The organism is Marinomonas sp. 15G6-16 (assembly GCF_055809555.1).
This window is the reverse complement of record NZ_CM147916.1, coordinates 32,184-50,368: the sequence shown is the minus strand read 5'-3', so window position 1 is coordinate 50,368 and position 18,185 is coordinate 32,184. Positions and strand designations below refer to the sequence as shown.

General features: G+C 42.2%; 15 protein-coding genes. 8 read left to right on the top strand and 7 right to left on the bottom strand.

The genetic code is table 11. From position 1 onward, the window contains the following. Positions 1–54: 54 nt before the first annotated feature. The 3 genes from AC0L46_RS00235 to trmJ are packed head-to-tail and all read left to right on the top strand — an operon-like array spanning position 55 to position 4,712. On the top strand, positions 55–2,559 hold the full coding sequence (locus tag AC0L46_RS00235; protein WP_473504888.1) for an EAL domain-containing protein: 2,505 nt from the start codon (positions 55–57) through the stop codon (positions 2,557–2,559). Positions 2,560–2,608: 49 nt separating this feature from the next. Continuing rightward, positions 2,609–3,901, top strand: coding sequence for a J domain-containing protein (locus tag AC0L46_RS00230; RefSeq protein ID WP_473504886.1), 1,293 nt, complete (start codon positions 2,609–2,611; stop codon positions 3,899–3,901). Positions 3,902–3,941: 40 nt separating this feature from the next. Continuing rightward, positions 3,942–4,712 carry a tRNA (cytosine(32)/uridine(32)-2'-O)-methyltransferase TrmJ gene (gene trmJ, locus AC0L46_RS00225; protein ID WP_473507160.1) on the top strand — a complete coding sequence of 257 codons (771 nt, stop codon included), beginning with the start codon at positions 3,942–3,944 and terminating at the stop codon, positions 4,710–4,712. 63 nt (positions 4,713–4,775) lie between these two features. On the opposite strand, the gene AC0L46_RS00220 is transcribed toward trmJ, so the two are convergent. Continuing rightward, on the bottom strand, positions 4,776–5,219 hold the full coding sequence (locus AC0L46_RS00220; RefSeq protein WP_317004092.1) for a tellurite resistance TerB family protein: 444 nt from the start codon (positions 5,217–5,219) through the stop codon (positions 4,776–4,778). After that, entirely contained in the window at positions 5,219–5,683 is a 465-nt protein-coding gene (locus AC0L46_RS00215) for a DUF6942 family protein (protein WP_414681815.1), read from the bottom strand. Before AC0L46_RS00215 ends, AC0L46_RS00220 begins: the two co-directional genes overlap by 1 nt. 166 nt (positions 5,684–5,849) lie before the next feature. Here AC0L46_RS00215 and AC0L46_RS00210 point away from each other — a divergent pair, with 166 nt between their 5' ends. The 4 genes from AC0L46_RS00210 (at position 5,850) to AC0L46_RS00195 (ending at position 9,059) form a co-directional block, all read left to right on the top strand. Continuing rightward, positions 5,850–6,248 carry a YeeE/YedE family protein gene (locus tag AC0L46_RS00210; RefSeq protein WP_473504884.1) on the top strand — a complete coding sequence of 133 codons (399 nt, stop codon included), beginning with the start codon at positions 5,850–5,852 and terminating at the stop codon, positions 6,246–6,248. Positions 6,249–6,267: 19 nt separating this feature from the next. Continuing rightward, a complete protein-coding gene (locus AC0L46_RS00205) occupies positions 6,268–6,687 on the top strand; it encodes a DUF6691 family protein (protein ID WP_473504882.1) in 420 nt (139 codons plus the stop codon). A gap of 261 nt (positions 6,688–6,948) precedes the next feature. Further along, positions 6,949–8,115: a type III PLP-dependent enzyme gene (locus AC0L46_RS00200; RefSeq protein WP_414681818.1), complete on the top strand. Its 1,167-nt coding sequence runs from the start codon at positions 6,949–6,951 to the stop codon at positions 8,113–8,115. A gap of 107 nt (positions 8,116–8,222) precedes the next feature. Next, positions 8,223–9,059 carry an MOSC domain-containing protein gene (locus AC0L46_RS00195; protein WP_473504881.1) on the top strand — a complete coding sequence of 279 codons (837 nt, stop codon included), beginning with the start codon at positions 8,223–8,225 and terminating at the stop codon, positions 9,057–9,059. A gap of 105 nt (positions 9,060–9,164) precedes the next feature. Here the strand turns inward: AC0L46_RS00195 and AC0L46_RS00190 are convergent, their stop codons facing one another. After that, complete coding sequence (locus AC0L46_RS00190; protein ID WP_473504879.1) at positions 9,165–10,754, bottom strand: ABC-F family ATPase; 1,590 nt, start codon at positions 10,752–10,754, stop codon at positions 9,165–9,167. A 315-nt stretch (positions 10,755–11,069) separates the two neighbouring features. On the opposite strand from AC0L46_RS00190, the gene AC0L46_RS00185 reads away from it, so the two are divergent. Further along, a complete protein-coding gene (locus tag AC0L46_RS00185) occupies positions 11,070–11,561 on the top strand; it encodes a cyclic nucleotide-binding domain-containing protein (RefSeq protein ID WP_473504877.1) in 492 nt (163 codons plus the stop codon). Positions 11,562–11,646: 85 nt separating this feature from the next. Here AC0L46_RS00185 and AC0L46_RS00180 read toward each other — a convergent pair whose 3' ends face one another. From AC0L46_RS00180 to AC0L46_RS00165, 4 genes are all read right to left on the bottom strand, one after another. Continuing rightward, positions 11,647–12,000: a RidA family protein gene (locus tag AC0L46_RS00180; RefSeq protein ID WP_473498900.1), complete on the bottom strand. Its 354-nt coding sequence runs from the start codon at positions 11,998–12,000 to the stop codon at positions 11,647–11,649. Between the two features lie 107 nt (positions 12,001–12,107). Then, on the bottom strand, positions 12,108–12,716 hold the full coding sequence (cobO, locus tag AC0L46_RS00175; RefSeq protein WP_473504875.1) for a cob(I)yrinic acid a,c-diamide adenosyltransferase: 609 nt from the start codon (positions 12,714–12,716) through the stop codon (positions 12,108–12,110). Positions 12,717–12,744: 28 nt separating this feature from the next. Continuing rightward, positions 12,745–16,479, bottom strand: coding sequence for a methionine synthase (metH, locus tag AC0L46_RS00170; RefSeq protein WP_473504873.1), 3,735 nt, complete (start codon positions 16,477–16,479; stop codon positions 12,745–12,747). A 199-nt stretch (positions 16,480–16,678) separates the two neighbouring features. Then, on the bottom strand, positions 16,679–18,097 hold the full coding sequence (locus AC0L46_RS00165; RefSeq protein WP_473504871.1) for a hypothetical protein: 1,419 nt from the start codon (positions 18,095–18,097) through the stop codon (positions 16,679–16,681). Positions 18,098–18,185 lie beyond the last annotated feature (88 nt).

The following is an 18,185-nucleotide window of genomic DNA, read 5'->3' as shown; positions in this document are numbered from 1 at the left end:
TATTTCAGTTTTCACGAGCCATTTTTAGGCTAAATTTCACAAAGGTAGACAGGGATGATGATTAAAAATGTGATGTATTTAATTTTGCTCATGTCGCAATTGTGGAGTCTAACTGTGCTCGCAAGCGATTATGTTCAGCAAAGCAACAACACATTCCCTACCTTCAAAGAAACTCAACCTGTATCCGTCAAAGACTTACTATCAATCCAATTTGATGAAGAGCTTTACACTGAATCTCAAAGCTTTTCAGACACCGCTTATTGGCACAAACTAATCTTTCCTAAAATTTCAAAAGAATCACCAGAACAACAAATCCATTTGGGGCTAAGTTATTACATTATTAGCAAACTAGACTTTTACCTTTTCCATGGCGATGAGCTACAAGACCATTGGATAAGAGGTTCTCAACAAACATGGAACCATAATACTGAAGGCTACAAAGGTATTTGGATTCCAATCGAGCTATCACAGCAAGAAGAAACCACTGTACTAATACGCAAACAAGGGCACTCTCCTCTTTTAACGCCTATAGAGATTTTCACCGATGAAGAGGTTACTTCACAAAAAGAGCAAAAGATGCTTTTTTGGACCATCATCATTTGCAGTTTATCTGTGCTACTTGCCCACAATATATTTGTTTTTATCTTATTTAGACAATCTGGCTATATTTATTACCTCTGTATTAATCTCTCTATTTTTGTCGCTTTATCCATCATTTCAGGCTTCGACCGTTGGATTTTCCCTGAAGAAGTAAGCCAGTGGTTAACGAGAAATCCTTTTTTTGTGTTTGGCATCGGTGCATGGGTGCTTTACAAATTCAGCTTAACTTTCTTGAGTGAAGTGAATGTTCCAAGCAAACAGTCTTTTATTTATAAGTACGGCGACGTTGGCTTTCTCTTCTTTTTAGTATTAACCCTACTGCTGCCAGAAAAGGCCTCCGCTTCCCTCTTCGCTGTTATTGAAGTTTTTATGTTCTGTAGTTGTAGCTACTGGGGAATTAAGGCTTATTCTAAAGGGTTTCTTGCGGCACGATTTTACTTATTCTCGTGGCTTGTTTTAATGATTGGCAGCTTGCTAAACACCTTAATCTTCTGGAAAGTGCTACCAATTAACATCATGACTGAATCGATATTGCCAATTTGCAACCTATTACAATTATTAGGATTTGCTTTCGCTTTCGCAGATAAAAGTAACTATTTAGAACATAAGCGCCAACTTCAAGCGATCACAGACTCGTCTACAGGCCAGCCGAATCGTACCTATTACTTCGAACATCTTCCGAACATCATTGAAAAAGCATTTCCTCACTCACCAAACTTAGCACTCATCATGATAGAAATAACCAGCCACCTGAAATTGAATCAGGCTTTTGGTCCTGCGCAAGCAGACATTGCCCTTGCCGATGTGGTAAATCGAATTCATAAAAAAGTTATGGTGATGGATGGCATACTGCCGTTGCCGCTGGCAAACAAAAACACCAAATACTTAATCCGCTCAACCATCAAAAACATTGTGATCATCAGCACAACACCTGACAAATTAAAAAGCCAAATTGAAAGCTTACAACAAGTACTTGATCACTCAATTGTGGTGAATAAAGTAGACTTTAGACATCATTATAAAATTGGGAGCGCCCTTTATCCGTCACAAGGGGATGACTTAGACAAGCTTTACCAAAATGCCACCATAGCAAGCAACTCAGTGACTTACTCTTCTGGTACCTGGGCACCTTTTACAAACAAGCTAGCAAGTAACCACATCCATCAACTTAAAGTGATTACTCTTCTGACTGATGACATACAAAATGAGAAACTTTACTTTGATATTCAGCCGCAAGTTGATTTAAACAAAAACAGCATTGTTGGAGGTGAGGTTCTATTACGCTGGCATAATAAGGCGTTAGGACAAGTCTCTCCAGCAGAGTTTATTCCTCTTGCCGAGCAAACAGGACTTATTTATAAATTAACGTACATGGTGATAGAAAAAGTTTTTCAGTGGGCCTCAACACATTCGATAGAACTTACAGGTCAAACTCTATCAATTAATGTATCAGCTCTCGACCTTTGGCAAGAAGACTTTGCCGCTCATGCCAGCAACCTTATAAAGAAATACAATTTGAACGCGCAGCAATTCACAATAGAAGTCACAGAAACCAGTATTTTCCAAAACAACGATACTGTACTGAATAATGTTTCACAGCTACATCAAGCAGGTTTTAAATTATCCATTGATGACTTTGGCGTGGGTTATAGCTCAATGCAAAACTTGGTTTCTTTACAGACCCATGAACTAAAAATAGACCAATTCTTTGTCATGAATCTGTTGAGCGATAAACAAAAACAAACCCTCTGCCACAACATGATTAACCTCAGCAAAGAATTAGAGATTACCAGTGTGGCGGAAGGCATTGAGACTGAGGGCATATTGAAGCTTTTACAAAATTGGAATTGCCAAATTGGCCAAGGCTATTTCCTCCATCGACCTATGTCACCGGAACACTATCTTGACCTTCTCAAAGAGGCAGATGCATCTTTGTCGCCGCCTATAAATGATGCATAATGAGTGGACTCACTCATCTTCTCATAAACATGGTTAGTATCTAAAACACATGAGCCTCATTGACGACTTTCGATTACTGGATATTCCAACCAATGCTGATGAGCAAGAAGCTAAAGCGGCTTTTAGACGTTTAGCTCGCCGCTACCATCCTGATAAGAATCCAGACACAGATACAACCGAAATGTTTCAGCGTCTACAAGCGGCTTATGAGAATGTCAGCAATGCCATTCGTCAAGGAACGAAAGTGGATGACTGGAAGCCTTTTAGTTTTAGTGAAGGCACATCTTCAAACACCAGAAATCGCTACAGCACTCACTCTACTGCAACCGACAAAGAGCAAGAAGCCTTCATAAAAGAGCGACAGCGTGCATATGAAGAAATGAAGCGTAATAACGCACATCAAGACAAAGTACGTGATGAGGCAATAAAGGCAGCACGCAACACGCTGAATGAAAAAAGGCTTAAAGCTCTTTATGAAGAAGCGTTTAAAGCATCCAAAGGCTTCTCTCCTGACGGTTTCACGAATAAAACACATACTCAAACCGACATTCCACCTTATCAGTCTTTTGTAGATGACGAAGAAGACGCATTCCAACCAAATTATAGCAAGCAAGAAAAAGAACCCATCAGCCAGCCAATACGTTTAGATGCAGCCAAGGCAGCATTTCGTGCTGCGACCTATATAGCCTGCTTTGCGGCTGGTATTTATGCCACGATTTATTGGCAATCTTTTCAAGATAACGAAGTGGTAGAAGAGCAAGAAGCCGCTTATATAAGTGGTTTATATCCGCAGTTCAGAGTAGGAATTAACCACACTTTCAGCAGCACCAATTTGTATTCAGAACCTGATTTAGCAAGTTCAGTCCTATTAAATATCCCGAAAGACTCTAATTTACAAAGCATCAAAATGCAGGGAGATTGGCTAACAGTGCGCTTTCAAGGCGTGAGTGGCTGGGTGGAAGCAAAGAACATAGGTTATGGCAGCATAGAAAACGCAAGAGCAACAGCTTGTATCGGACAGCCAGGCGCTTCACCATCTCATGGTGAAAAGATTGGCCAAGCAGAAGGAAAAAGCCGACTTCGGATTTTAAACCAGCTCCCCCAACACAGTATGCTTACCTTCCAGTCTCACGATGGACAAAAGCCATTTTCCATCTACCTTTATGGCAAACAATCCTATGCAGCCAATTATATTCCGAGAGGCCGTTATCGATTGGTGTTAGAAACAGGTTCCCTGTATCATCACGCCTGTAACCAATTCCTCTTTAATGACACAACCAAAGTTATCTTAGACAATGTCGATTTCGCTAGCACAGAGCAATCATTAACGCTAAAGCCCTAATTCGTTTAAGAAACCATTAACCTTGAGTACTTCACAAACCATGCTAAGTAATATCCGAATCGTATTAATCAACACTTTTCACCCTGGAAATGTCGGCGCCATAGCTCGTGCCATGAAAAACATGGGGCTAACTAATTTGTATCTTGTTGATCCAAATGACTATCCATCAGAAGAAGCCACCAGCCGTGCAGCAGGTGCAGTCGATCTGCTGGAAAACGCAACGATAGTTCCAACCCTGCAAGAAGCCATTGAAGATTGTAGCTTGGTCATTGGCACAAGCGCCCGTCACAGAACCTTTCAGCTACCCATCATGAATGCCAGAGAATGTGCTGAAAGTGTGATTCCTGAAGCAGCAGAGCACAATGTCGCCATTCTTTTTGGACGAGAAACCACTGGACTTCTAAATGAAGAAATCGCTCAATGTCACCGCCAAGTCTACATTGATGCGAACGATGAATACCCAGTTCTAAATATTTCACAAGCCGTACAAATTGTCGCTTATGAGATATGGATGGCAAGTCAGAACAAAGATTTCAAAAATACAGAAACACCAGAATACCCAAGAAAGAAAGACATGGATCTTTTTTATGAGCACTTAGAAGACACGCTTTATGGAATAAACTTTGTTGTGCGTAACCACCCAGGCAAAGTATTAGATAAACTACACAGATTCTTCAACCGCTCACGTCCAGAAAAACAAGAGTTAGGCATTTTACGTGGTGTATTAGCTGCGGTTCAAAGAGAAGCTGGATTAACAGAAGCCAATAACCATCCGGAAAAAAGAACAAAAGACGACCAAAACCAATCTTGATTAGGCAGGTCACCAACAAAAAATGCGGCTCAAAATGCCGCATTTTTTATTTCTATATCAGAGCTATTCTGATTTCATTTCATTCTGAACAAACAACTTCGCCTGAATAAACTCTGAATGAGGCATGAAAAGCAACTCGCTGATTCTTCTGATTCGATGATCTTCATAAGCGTCAATATCATCATCGGCTAAAGCGACACGCCACAAAGCTTTCAACAACAACATTTTTTGCTCTAAAGTCGCCGTATCATTAATGACCTTTGTGAATTGATATAAGTCATTCGCTTCTTCAACGCCAGAACGCGCTTCTTCGTATAACAGCTCCACGTCATCACCAAGTTCACTGACTTCTCGAAGAAATTGCTTAACTTGCGCTTCTTCTTGCTCGTTTACCTCATGATCCGCCAACATAACTTCCATCAGCAAGGCTGCAACCGCTTTTTGATAGGTTATTTGCTCGCCCTGCTCTACAGGCATACTAAAAAGACTCTTTAACGCTTTAAACATCACTTCTCCAAAATGGTTTCACGTATTGCTTCAATTAAGATGTTAGGGAATTGGCGATAATCCAAATAAGGGCACCAAACACGGTTAAGAGTAAAAGCGGCAACATGCTTGTCTCCTACCTCTTGCGCCGAATCAAGAATAGGCAACGCCTCTCGAAACGTATTCCCAACAATAAAAAGTACACCTTTAACGTTCGTTAGCTGATCTATTGAAAAAGCGACTCCCACTTTTTTTAGCAAATCTTTATCTCGGAACTCACGCCATTCGCCATAATTAGGCGAGGTTAACTTCGCCATTATGGTCAGAATTTTACGCCAATGGTTACCATTGAGCTCGATCAATCGATCCACATCGACCTGATGAGATAAAACAACATCGCTTTCGTTGGAAAGAATGGGCTTATTCGGTAAAAGAAAAACATACTCTGCTTCTTCTTTCGAAGCGCCTAACCATAAATCACTCATTCAATCTCCTTGATGCCTTAAGATTACAGGGTACGTCCAATATTATCAGCCATTTAATAGGCAAATACTGTGGAACTAAGCACAATCAGAAATTCTTTTTAAAATATATTAGCATTTTCTTATTTATATATTAGAATATACTTATATTTAATGACAGGAACTCAAAATGGACTCCATATTTAACCCTCTAGTTGGCGGATTACTGATTGGATTAACCGCAACGGTGTATCTTCTCACCATGGGAAAAGTGATCGGCATCAGCGGTATACTGTCACAATTTCTCTTTAGCAAAGAGCGTTTATTACCCTTCTTATTTATAGCAGGTCTTATCATTGGCGGCAGCGCGTACGGCTTATTAACTGAGCAAACGGTTGCTTTTCCTGAAACAAGAAGCCCAATCCTACTGATCATTTCTGGATTACTCGTTGGTTATGGAACACGACTTGGTGGAGGCTGCACAAGCGGTCATGGCGTTTGCGGTATATCACGATTGTCCCCTCGCTCTATTGTCGCCACTCTTATATTTATGGCGACGGCCATTCTCACAGTCGCCATCGCGCATTAAGAAAAACTAGGAAAACATCATGAATGCAATCATTACGCTCCTCGCAGGTTTGATATTTGGTTTAGGTTTGGCCTTTTCAGAAATGACCAACCCTGCTGTTGTTATTGGCTTTTTGGATATTTTTGGCGATTGGAACCCTTCTCTCATCATTGTAATGGCCAGTGCGATCGCTGTTGGTATGTTGGGTTATTTCATCAAAAGCAAACAACTACGGCCTTTTATAGCCAGCAAATGGCAAGTTCCAACCTTGCGCCAAATCGATTCCAAGTTAATTATTGGCTCTGTTCTTTTTGGCATTGGCTGGGGATTAAGTGGCTATTGCCCAGGTCCTGGTTTAACGGCACTTATAAACAATTTCCATGAAGGCATATATTTTGTCGGTGCACTGATTATTGGCAGTGGCGCACATTTTTTACAGACTAAAATGTCTCAAAAATAAGGTCTAAAAAACCACGCGAAAAAAGAGACGCTAAACAGTCTCTTTTTTTTGCAAAAAAATAAAAAATTCACTTGACGTGAACTCCTCTTGACCTTAAATTTCGCCCGCGTCATTGCTGAACATAATCCGCACCGCTTCAACTGCTGCGCTAGTCGCTTAAGGCCATCACAAAGCCGGATAAGTAACAGCCATAAGTAGGACGGGAGAAGGTAAAGACGTTTACTTAAATTCGGTTTATGTTTATACAATGAGGAGTTACCTATGACTATCGACGTCAACGCTTTCTACACACCTGAACGCTTCGCTCGCTTCAAAGAATTTGCTTCAACGAAAGAAACCCCTTTTGTTGTTATCGATACAGAAATCATCGACGAAGCTTACACAGAGATCACAAAAGGCTTTCCTATTGCTGATATTTTCTATGCAATCAAAGCCAATCCAGCGCCAGAAATTCTAACGCTACTGCGCGACCGTGGTTCTAACTTCGATGTTGCTTCCCGCTACGAACTAGATAAATTGTTCGCCATTGGCGGCGTGTCTCCAGATCGTGTTAGTTATGGCAACACGATTAAGAAGGCAAATGACGTACGTTATTTCTATGAGAAAGGCGTTCGCATGTTTGCAACAGACTCTGAAGCTGACTTGCGTAACATTGCAAAAGCAGCACCAGGTTCTCGTGTGTATGTACGCATCTTAACGGAAGGCACGGTAACAGCTGACTGGCCACTTTCTCGTAAATTTGGCTGCCGTCCAGACATGGCAATGGACCTTTTGATATTGGCAAAAGAACTGGGATTGATTCCTTACGGTATCTCATTCCATGTAGGTTCACAGCAACGCGATATCGGCGCATGGGATGCTGCTATTGCTAGCGTAAAAGTGATTTTCGAGCGCTTAAAAGAAGAAGACGGCATTGAACTTCAAATGATCAATATGGGCGGCGGTTTCCCTGCTAACTATATTGCTCGTACCAATGAGCTTTCTACTTACGCAGAAGAAATTACTCGCTTCTTGGAAGAAGATTTCGGCACAGAACTACCACGCATCATTCTAGAGCCTGGTCGTTCTTTGATTTCTAACGCTGGCGTATTGGTAAGTGAAGTCGTATTGATTTCTCGTAAGTCTCATACAGCCTTGAACCGTTGGGTATTTACAGATGTGGGCAAATTCTCCGGCTTGATCGAAACATTAGACGAGTCGATTAAATACCCAATCCACGTAGAAAAAGGTGGCGAGCTAGAAGAAGTGATTATTGCCGGTCCAACTTGTGATAGTGCTGACATAATGTACGAAAACTATAAGTACGGATTGCCTCTTAATCTAGCCATTGGTGACCGCATGTATTGGTTATCAACGGGTGCCTACACTACGACATACAGTGCTGTAGAGTTTAACGGCTTCCCTCCTTTGGCGTCTTATTACTTGTAAACGGCATAAAGTTCTCAAAATCAGCCTCAGAAAGAATTTCTGGGGCTTTTTTATTGGAAAAGAGCATCGCCTAAGCAATAATATAGGCTCACTAAAAAGGAGCTTTCATGACCTACTCCCTCAGCCAGTTGATTATTTATCCAATCAAATCCATTCATGGGATTGCACTGCAAACCAGCCAAGTAAACGAAACAGGCCTTCAAGGCGATCGTCGCTATATGCTGGTAACACCTGATGGAGATTTCATCACAGGGCGAGAACATCCAACGCTCACGCTCATTAAAGCCAAGCAACTTGATGATAGTAGCTGGGTATTATCACACCCTAGCACTGATACCGAGCTAACACTCAACCAAGCCAATCTCTCAGACGACCATAAAGGTGTCGTAATCTGGGAGGAGCATCTACAAGGTCAAGTGGCGAAGTCAGAAGTGAACGCTTGGTTTAGCTCAATAGTAGACAAACCAGTAGAGCTCGTGTTCTTTGGCGATAAGTCAGAACGCTTTACTAGTCGAAAACCAGACGCACCTGTTGCTTTTGCTGATGGCTACCCTTTTCTATTAACGACACAAGCCTCTCTTGATGAATTGAATGAAACTTGTCCCGAAGACATTAAGATGGCGCAATTTCGACCAAATCTTGTGATTGAAGGAAACAAAGCCTTTGAAGAAGACAGTTGGAAGCGAATTAAAATTGGTGAAGTGGAATTTGAAAACGTCAAACCATGCGAGCGCTGCATTTTCATAACACTCAATCCAGAAACAGCAGAACGATTGAAAAAAGGCGAGCCTTTAAAAGCTTTAGGGAAGTTCCGCACACGAAAAGGACAAGGCATTCATTTTGGCATTAACTTAGTGGCGCTAAACTCTGGTGTCATTAACCTTAATGATAAAGTTGAGATATTAGAGTACCAAGAATTCGAGCCTTACAGAGACAGACGCTAATCTCTCTTAACTTCTCACCTTCATGCAGAAGTAATAGACATAAAAAAGGAAGACGCTATGTCTTCCTTTTTTTGTCGTTGACGACACATGAAAGAAATCAGTTATTTACTGTGCATCTAACTTTGCAAGGTACTCATCATAAGTACCATGGAAATCCACAATGCCTTCACTTGTTACTTCAACAATGCGTGTCGCAAGAGAAGATACAAACTCACGGTCATGACTGACGAAAACCAAAGTGCCAGGGTAATGCTCAAGCGCCAAGTTCAAAGCTTCGATCGATTCCATATCCATGTGGTTTGTTGGCTCATCCATTACAAGTACGTTTGGCTTTTGCAGCATCAACTTACCGAACAGCATACGGCCTTGTTCACCACCAGACAAAACTTTGACAGACTTTTTAATGTCATTTTGAGAGAACAACAAACGGCCAAGCGTTCCACGAATCACCTGCTCATCATCTTCCTCTTTGCCCCACTGCCCCATCCATTCGATTAGATCGACATCTTTTTCAAATTCATGGGCGTGATCCTGAGCGTAGTAACCGATGTTGGCATTTTCAGACCACTTCACTTCACCTTTGGTTAACTCTGTATCGCCAACCAAACATTTAAGCAAAGTCGTTTTACCGATACCATTTGGCCCGATAACCGCAATGCGCTCGCCAACCTCAACCATCATGTTCAAGTTACTGAACAATTGCTCATCATAGGATTTCGCAACATTCTCAACTTGTACCGCCAAACGGTGAAGCTTTTTCTCTTGCTCAAAGCGAATAAAAGGACTTTGACGGCTAGAAGGTTTCACATCTTCAAGCTGGATTTTATCAATCTGTTTCGCACGAGAAGTGGCTTGTTTAGATTTTGAAGCGTTAGCAGAGAAACGACTTACAAAGGCTTTCAATTCGTTAATTTGCGCTTTCTTCTTAGCGTTATCCGCCAATAGTCGTTCACGAGACTGAGTGGCCGCTGTCATGTACTCATCATAGTTACCAGAGAACAAACGCAACTCACCGTAGTCCAAATCGGCCATGTTCGTACAAACAGAGTTCAAGAAGTGACGGTCGTGGGAAATGATGATCATGGTGCAGTTACGCTCAACCAAAACCCCTTCCAACCAACGGATTGTGTTGATGTCCAAGTTGTTGGTTGGCTCGTCAAGAAGCAATATATCAGGATCAGAGAACAATGCCTGTGCTAACAAGACACGCAATTTAAGACCTGGAGCGACTTCACTCATCAGACCGTAATGCTGTTCAGTTGGAATCCCAACACCTAGCAACAACTCACCTGCACGAGAGTCTGCTGTATAGCCGTCCATCTCAGCAAATTCCGCTTCCAAATCCCCTGCGCGCAAGCCATCTTCTTCCGTCATTTCAGGGTTGGCGTAAATCGCGTCCTTTTCTGACTTAATTGCCCAAAGTTCTGTGTGCCCCATGATAACGGTGTCGATAACAGAATATTCTTCGTAAGCGAATTGATCCTGTTTCAATTTACCAAGGCGCTCATTTGGGTCTTTTGACACATTCCCTGAACTTGGCTCTAAATCGCCACCAAGAATTTTCATGAAAGTGGATTTACCACATCCATTGGCACCGATAAGACCGTATCGCTTACCTTCACCAAATTTAACAGAGACATTTTCAAAAAGAGGTTTTGCACCAAATTGCATGGTGATGTTAGCGGTCGTTAACAAAGTATTCTTCCAATGATCATTAAGTAAATGTTTGCACTCCCAAGGGCTTAAATTAGAAACCTAAGCAAACCAGTATGAGAGCAGCGTTTATGTGGCGCATTATCGCACAGTTTGACCTCACTCTTTAAGGGAGCAATGAACTTATTCCATAAAAAACTAACAAAGAAAGAAGGATTAACAAGAGTGACGGCCTTCGTGAATAACAAAAGAAAGCAATTTAGGCGGTTTAGAAATACCAATAAGGGCCGATGACTTAATTAAGGAAGGCGCGAAATCAGTCTAAGCCGAAAACCTATTTTGGTGGAGAAGAAAACAATGAAAACTCTTTCAGTAGAAGAAGCCCAGTTCGATTTATCCATTTCTCGATTAAAAGAAGGCTCTATCTTTGGTGCTTTATCAGAACCCGCTATCCAATACCTGCTTGATGAAGGCATTTTAAAACACGCCTACAAAGACGACGAAATTTTTAGCCACGGCAGCAAAGGCGGCAACTTCAATATCGTTCTACATGGCAGCTTGGCGTTTTACAAACATCACAACAACAAAAGCACCCTGACACGCACCATTCATTTTGGCGAAGTCATTGGTTTTGTTTCGATGATCGCATTACATGATCATGTTGGCAGCCTTTATGCTCAAGAAGAAAGCCTGTTGTTAGAGGTTTCTAGTAATCTATTCAGCGACTTCCACGATAATTTTCCATTTGATTTCGGTATTTTACTGATGAACTTGTCCAGAGACATGGCTCGAACCATTCGAACCTTAAGCAATGCACTGGTAGAAAATAATGTCATTATTAAGAGATGAGCTCAGGCAAAAAAAATGAGCAAGCACCAATAAAAGCATTTACTCATTTTATTATTCTCGTTCGAGCTGCTGGCGTAGATAGAAGCTACTTTTCTGCAGCAACAACAGACACTTCAACAAGCAACTCTGGTCTTGCCATACGAGCTTCTACACAAGCGCGAGCAGGTGCGAAACCTTCAGGAACCCAAGCATCCCAAACGGCATTCATCGCAGCAAAGTCTTTCATGTCACGAATATAAACAGTCGCAGATAAAATGTGCTCTTTACTAGAACCCGCTTGTTCCAATAAAGCTTCCACTTTATCCAACATAGTTTGAGTTTGTTCAGCAATGCCAGTATTAGCATCCGCACCTACTTGGCCACACAGATACACCGTACCGTTATGCTTCACAATACGACTCATTCGCTGACCAACTTCCATGCGCTCAATAGTTGCCATAAAAACCTCTGTTAAATCGATTAAAAACAAAGCCAAATAATATCAGCACCAGAGAAAACTATTCCACTATAAAAATAAATAAAGGCAGAATATAAAACCAGCAAAAACTAAAACTCCAGACCTTTCTGAGCCTTAATTCCACGCTTAAAGGCATGTTTCACTTCTTTGATTTCACTCACTGTATCTGCAAGCTCGACTAAAGCATCCGAGGCGCCACGGCCAGTTACAACTAAATGCTGGCTTTCAGGTCGGTTCATCAATGCTTGCAAAACAGGGTCTTCATCAAGATATTCATAATGCAATAAGTAAGTCAGCTCATCTAACACAACTAAATCAATACTAGGATCAGAGAGCATAGCAGCAGCTTTTTCCCACGCCTGTTGCGAAGACGCCACGTCAGACTCTCTGTTCTGCGTTTCCCAAGTAAAACCAGCCGGCATAATTTCCCATTGAATGCCGTCTTGCTTCTTAAAGAAGTCTATTTCGCCGGTATTCCATTCGCCCTTCAAAAACTGCACAACACCAATTTTCATGCCATGCCCTAAAGCACGAGCAACCATACCCAACGCGGAGCTAGATTTACCTTTGCCATTGCCGGTTAAAAGGACAAACGTGCCTTTGTCTTCTTGAGCTTTTGCAATGCGCTTGTCTACGTGAGACTTTATTTTCTGCATCCGCTCTTTATGGCGCTCTGGATCTTTAATCGCTTTTGACATAATAAATTCTTCTTAATCAAACGTGCCGTTAAATTCGATCGTCTTCTGGGTCGTAACCTAGGTTTGGCGCTAACCAACGTTCTGCATCGTCTTTGCTCATGCCTTTACGTTCCGCGTAATCATCAACTTGATCTGGACCAATTTTACCGACACCAAAGTAAGTTGCTTCAGGGTTGGCGAAATACCAACCACTCACAGCAGCTGTCGGTAACATGGCGTAGCTTTCCGTAATATCCATATCGATATTCTTTTTCACATCAAGAAGCGTCCAAAGCTTGGCTTTCTCAGTGTGATCAGGACAAGCAGGATAACCAGGCGCCGGACGAATACCTTGGTATTTTTCTTTGATCAGCTGCTCGTTGGTTAAATCTTCATCCTTAGCGTATCCCCAAATTTCCTTACGAACTTTCTCGTGCAAGTACTCAGCCGTTGCTTCAGCAAGTCGGTCAGCTACCGCCTTGATCATAATAGAGTTGTAGTCATCATGATCTGCTTCGTATTTCGCAACCAATGGATCAATACCGAAGCCCGCAGCACAAGCAAATGCGCCCATATAATCTGGCACACCACTGTCTTTTGGAGCCACAAAATCCGCTAAACTGTGGTTGTATTTACCGGGTGCAGTCAGCTCATTCTGAATACGAAGGAAAGACAATCGTTCGATCACTTCTGTACGAGATTCATCCGCATACAGTTCAATATCATCATGATTTACTTGGTTCGCAGGGAAAATTCCAACCACTGCTCGCGCTTGTAAACACTTCGTCGCAATCACTTCGTCTAGCATTGCCAATGCATCGTTAAACACCCGAGTCGCTTCAACACCAACAACCTCATCCGTCAGAATTCTTGGATAAGCGCCTGCTAATTCCCAAGTTTGGAAGAAAGGCGTCCAGTCGATGTAGTTTTTAACCACTTCAAAATCAATGTCGTTTTCAGTAATAACGGTCACGCCCGTTTTCTTCGGTGTGGTTATGCCTGTAGTAAAATCGATCGGAGCTTTATTCAATCTTGCTTTATCTAAAGAAACACGACGACCCGCTTTCGCTCTGTCTTTGTGGCGAATACGAGTTTTCTCATAGTCCGCTTTAATCTCATCCACGAACTTCTGACGACGCTCAGAATCTTTGCTTAATAAAGCGCTTGCCACACCCACACTTCGAGATGCATTCGTCACATGAACCACTTGGTTACGCTTATAGTTTTGCTCAACTTTTACAGCTGTATGTGCTTTCGATGTTGTCGCACCACCGATCATGACAGGAATATCAAAACCTTGGCGTTCCATTTCTTTGGCAACATGAACCATTTCATCCAAAGACGGTGTAATCAAGCCAGATAAACCAATAATATCAGCACCTTCTTCCTTCGCTGTACGAAGTATTTTTTCAGCCGGAACCATGACACCTAAGTCAATTACTTCAAAGTTATTACATTGCAGAACAACGCCCACAATGTTTTTACCAATGTCATGCACATCGCCTTTCACTGTTGCCATGATGATCTTGCCATTACTTGAAGAAGCCGTATCCAAATTACGGGCTTTTTCTTCTTCGATGAAAGGCATCAAATAGGCAACGGCTTTTTTCATCACACGGGCAGATTTAACCACTTGAGGAAGAAACATTTTACCTGAGCCGAACAAATCGCCCACGATTCCCATTCCATCCATCAAAGGCCCTTCAATCACTTCTAATGGACGATCATAAGCAAGTCGAGCTTCTTCCGTATCTTCATCAATAAACTCTGTGATGCCCTTCACCAATGCATGGCTTAATCGCTCAGCAACAGGCAAACCACGCCACTCTTGCGTTTCTTTTTCAGCCACCTCACCTGTGCCAGCAAATTCGGCCGCCATGCCAAGTAGGTTGTCAGTTGCATCTGGCGTACGGTTTAAAACAGCGTCTTCTACGGCATCACGAAGTTTGGTTGGAATGTCTTCATACAAAGCCAATTGCCCTGCATTCACAATCCCCATTGTCATGCCTTGCTTAATGGCGTGATACAAAAACACAGCATGAATCGCTTCACGAACAGGATTATTACCACGGAATGAGAAAGATACGTTTGACACACCACCAGACACTTTTGCGTAAGGCAACTCGCGAGTGATATCGCCTGTTGCTTCAATGAAGTCCAACGCGTAACGGTTGTGCTCTTCGATACCTGTGGCGATAGCAAAAATATTTGGGTCAAAAATAATGTCTTCTGGTGGAAAGCCAACTTCATCAACCAAGATATGGTAAGAACGGCGACAAATTTCAATTTTACGTTCACGAGTATCCGCCTGACCAACTTCGTCAAACGCCATCACGATCACAGCAGCACCGTATTTCATAAGCGTACGAGCTTGCTCTCGGAACTTGTCTTCGCCCTCTTTCATACTGATCGAGTTCACAACGCCTTTACCTTGAACCCACTTCAAACCCGCTTCAAGGATTTCCCATTTAGACGAATCCAACATGATTGGCACACGGGAAATATCAGGTTCAGAAGCGATCAGTTTTAAGAAACGTTCCATCGCCGCTTGGGAATCCAACATGCCTTCATCCATGTTGATATCGATAATCTGCGCACCGTTTTCAACTTGCTGACGAGCCACATCAAGCGCTGTATCAAAATCGCCCTCTTTAATGAGGCGTTTAAACATGGCAGAACCTGTTACGTTGGTACGTTCACCCACGTTCACAAACAAGCTGTTTCCATCAATGTTAAATGGCTCAAGGCCGGATAAACGACAAGCTTTTTCAATTTCAGGAATGACACGAGGCGTAGAGTCTTCAAACGCACTGGCAAAAGTCTGAATGTGTTCTGGTGTCGTACCACAGCAACCACCAATGATGTTCAAAAAGCCAGAGCTGACCCAGCCCTGAATTTCTTCAAGCATTTCTTCAGGTGACTCGTCATATTCACCAAACGCATTAGGTAAACCCGCATTTGGGTGAGCCGAAACATGAACATCAGCAATGCGTGAAATCTCTTCTACGTACTGACGTAATTCTTTTGGCCCTAACGCACAGTTTAAGCCAACAGATAAAGGTTTAGCGTGAGCAATGGAATTCCAAAAAGCTTCCGTCGTTTGACCAGATAAAGTACGACCAGAAGCGTCGGTAATGGTACCGGAAATCATGATTGGGTAACGCACACCGCTCTTTTCGAAATAATCCAACACAGCATAAATTGCCGCCTTGGCATTCAAGGTGTCGAAAATAGTCTCAATCAAAATAAGATCAACGCCGCCTTTGATCAAACCATCAACAGCGGTTGTGTAAGCGTCAACTAGCTCATCAAAATGAATGTTACGAAAACCAGGGTCATTTACATCTGGCGATATGGTACAAGTACGGCTGGTAGGTCCAACAGCTCCGGCAACAAAACGAGGCTTGTTTGGGTTCTGTTTAGTAAATTCGTCGGCCGCTTCACGAGCCAAACGAGCAGACTCAAAGTTCAACTCGTAACTCAACTCTTCCATGTGGTAATCCAGCATGGAGATATAATTGGCATTAAAGGTGTTGGTTTCAATAATGTCTGCGCCAGCTTCAAGGTAGCTAGCATGAATACTTTTGATAATTTGAGGCTGAGTCAGAGACAATAAATCGTTGTTGCCTTTTAAATCACTTTCCCAATCCGCAAAACGCTCGCCACGGTAATCTTGCTCTTCTAATTTGTACGCTTGAATCATGGTGCCCATAGCACCATCAAGGATCAATACATTTTCAGCTAAGCGTTTCTCAATAATAGAATACGAACCAGACTTCACCACAACCACTACCTCAAAAAAGAATATGCGAGTGTACTATACCGAAAAGCAATCAATTTGACGTTGAAAAAAAGTAATGTGGAATTGAATGATCCGAGAGATGAAGCAAGCTTGCCATGACATCCGTTAAAGGCGTCATGGCAGAAGCTTGCTTGTTGGAAAAGAATAGAACAAAACAGGTTCTAAATTAAGCCGAAAAACCTTAAAGCGTGTTTTTCTTTCTGTTATTCAAACGCCCTACAACAAAGCCGCCCAATAAACCGAGTAAAATCGCGCCAGCCCAATAGCCGTACTTTTCAAACAAGTTAGTGTTGATCAAGGATAAGGTCTCACTGCCTCGATACACTTGTCTCATAACGATTTGATTTTGAAAGTTAATTTGTTGATTCACAATAAGGTTTAGCTGTGCGCTGGGTTTCTCATTTAATCCTGAAACGCGCCAGCGCCATTGCAATGCGCCAGACTGAATAGCCGCGCTGGTCACTGGCTCACTAATCATTTGAATCGCGCTATCGGTAACCAGTTCCGCAAGGTAGGTTTGCCCAGATAACGAAGGTTGCGCCCGTGCTGTCACGATAATTTCAAAGGTATCATGCAATGCCATTTCATTCGGAAGCTGCCAACGCACATCCAGCAAGCGAGTGCTCATTTGCTCTTGCAATCCGTCCATGGCAGCAGCCATTAAAATTCCGCTGTTTTCTTGGGCATTTAAAGCCTCTCTCAAATTATTCAACCTTTCAAGCAACGGATTTGGCGCAGACTGACTTGCTGACAAAGCATTTTCAGCGGCATTAATTTGGTCAGTCAAAAGCGCGTTTCTTTGTTGAGCCTCAGCTAGCTTTTCATCCAAATCTTGCCAACGAGACTCATAGTCTTGGTTCTCGTTCAAAGCTGATTTTAACAATGAAATCTCGCTTTGATATTCTGCGATGGCGGTTTTTTGCTCTTCTATTTGAGCTTGTAACTTGGCAATTTCAAGATCTTTATCGACCGTATCTTGGATGACAGGTTGTTCTACTTCTTCAACAGTAGAAATTGAGTCATTCAATGTCTGATATTGGCTTAGCAAGCTTTGGTGTTGTGCACGCAATTCCGTTAACGACTCACCTAATGCTTGATTTTCTTGTTTCAACTCTTCCAGTTGCACTCGAACACTTTTATTTTCCTGCTCCAATTGGGTGTTTTTTTCCTCAAGAGCACGGTTTTCGTTTTCCAATTCATTAATGCGATATTTCAATAAATCGTTGTCTAGATTCAGGGCAGAAAATTGTATTTCCAACTCTTCTCTTGATTGTTTTTGTGTCTCTAGCTCCCGCAAAGTATCTGCGTTAGAAGACGACGCTTGTAAGGCAGCAATAGTGGCGTCTTTTTCGTCTAAGGATTGGTTCAGGCTTGCAAGTCGAGTTTGGTTGTCGGTGATCCGTTGCTGTAAAGATTTGATCAAAGCATCATTCTGGTTTTGTAACGCAATAGAAGACTCAGGGGATTCCTCTACTACTTCGGTATTTTGCTTTGGTTCAGTAAGAACAGCGGATTCGGTGTTTTGTTGAGACGAGGTACTGCACGCTGACACCAGAAGGCTCAACGCAAATGGAACTAAAGTCTTTGTATTTATTTTCATTTCTCGCTCCTGAAACAACTCAAGGTCGACGATAAGTTACCTTCTCTTATGCCAGACTTGCCTTTTAATTGCAAAGAAACAGTAAAGA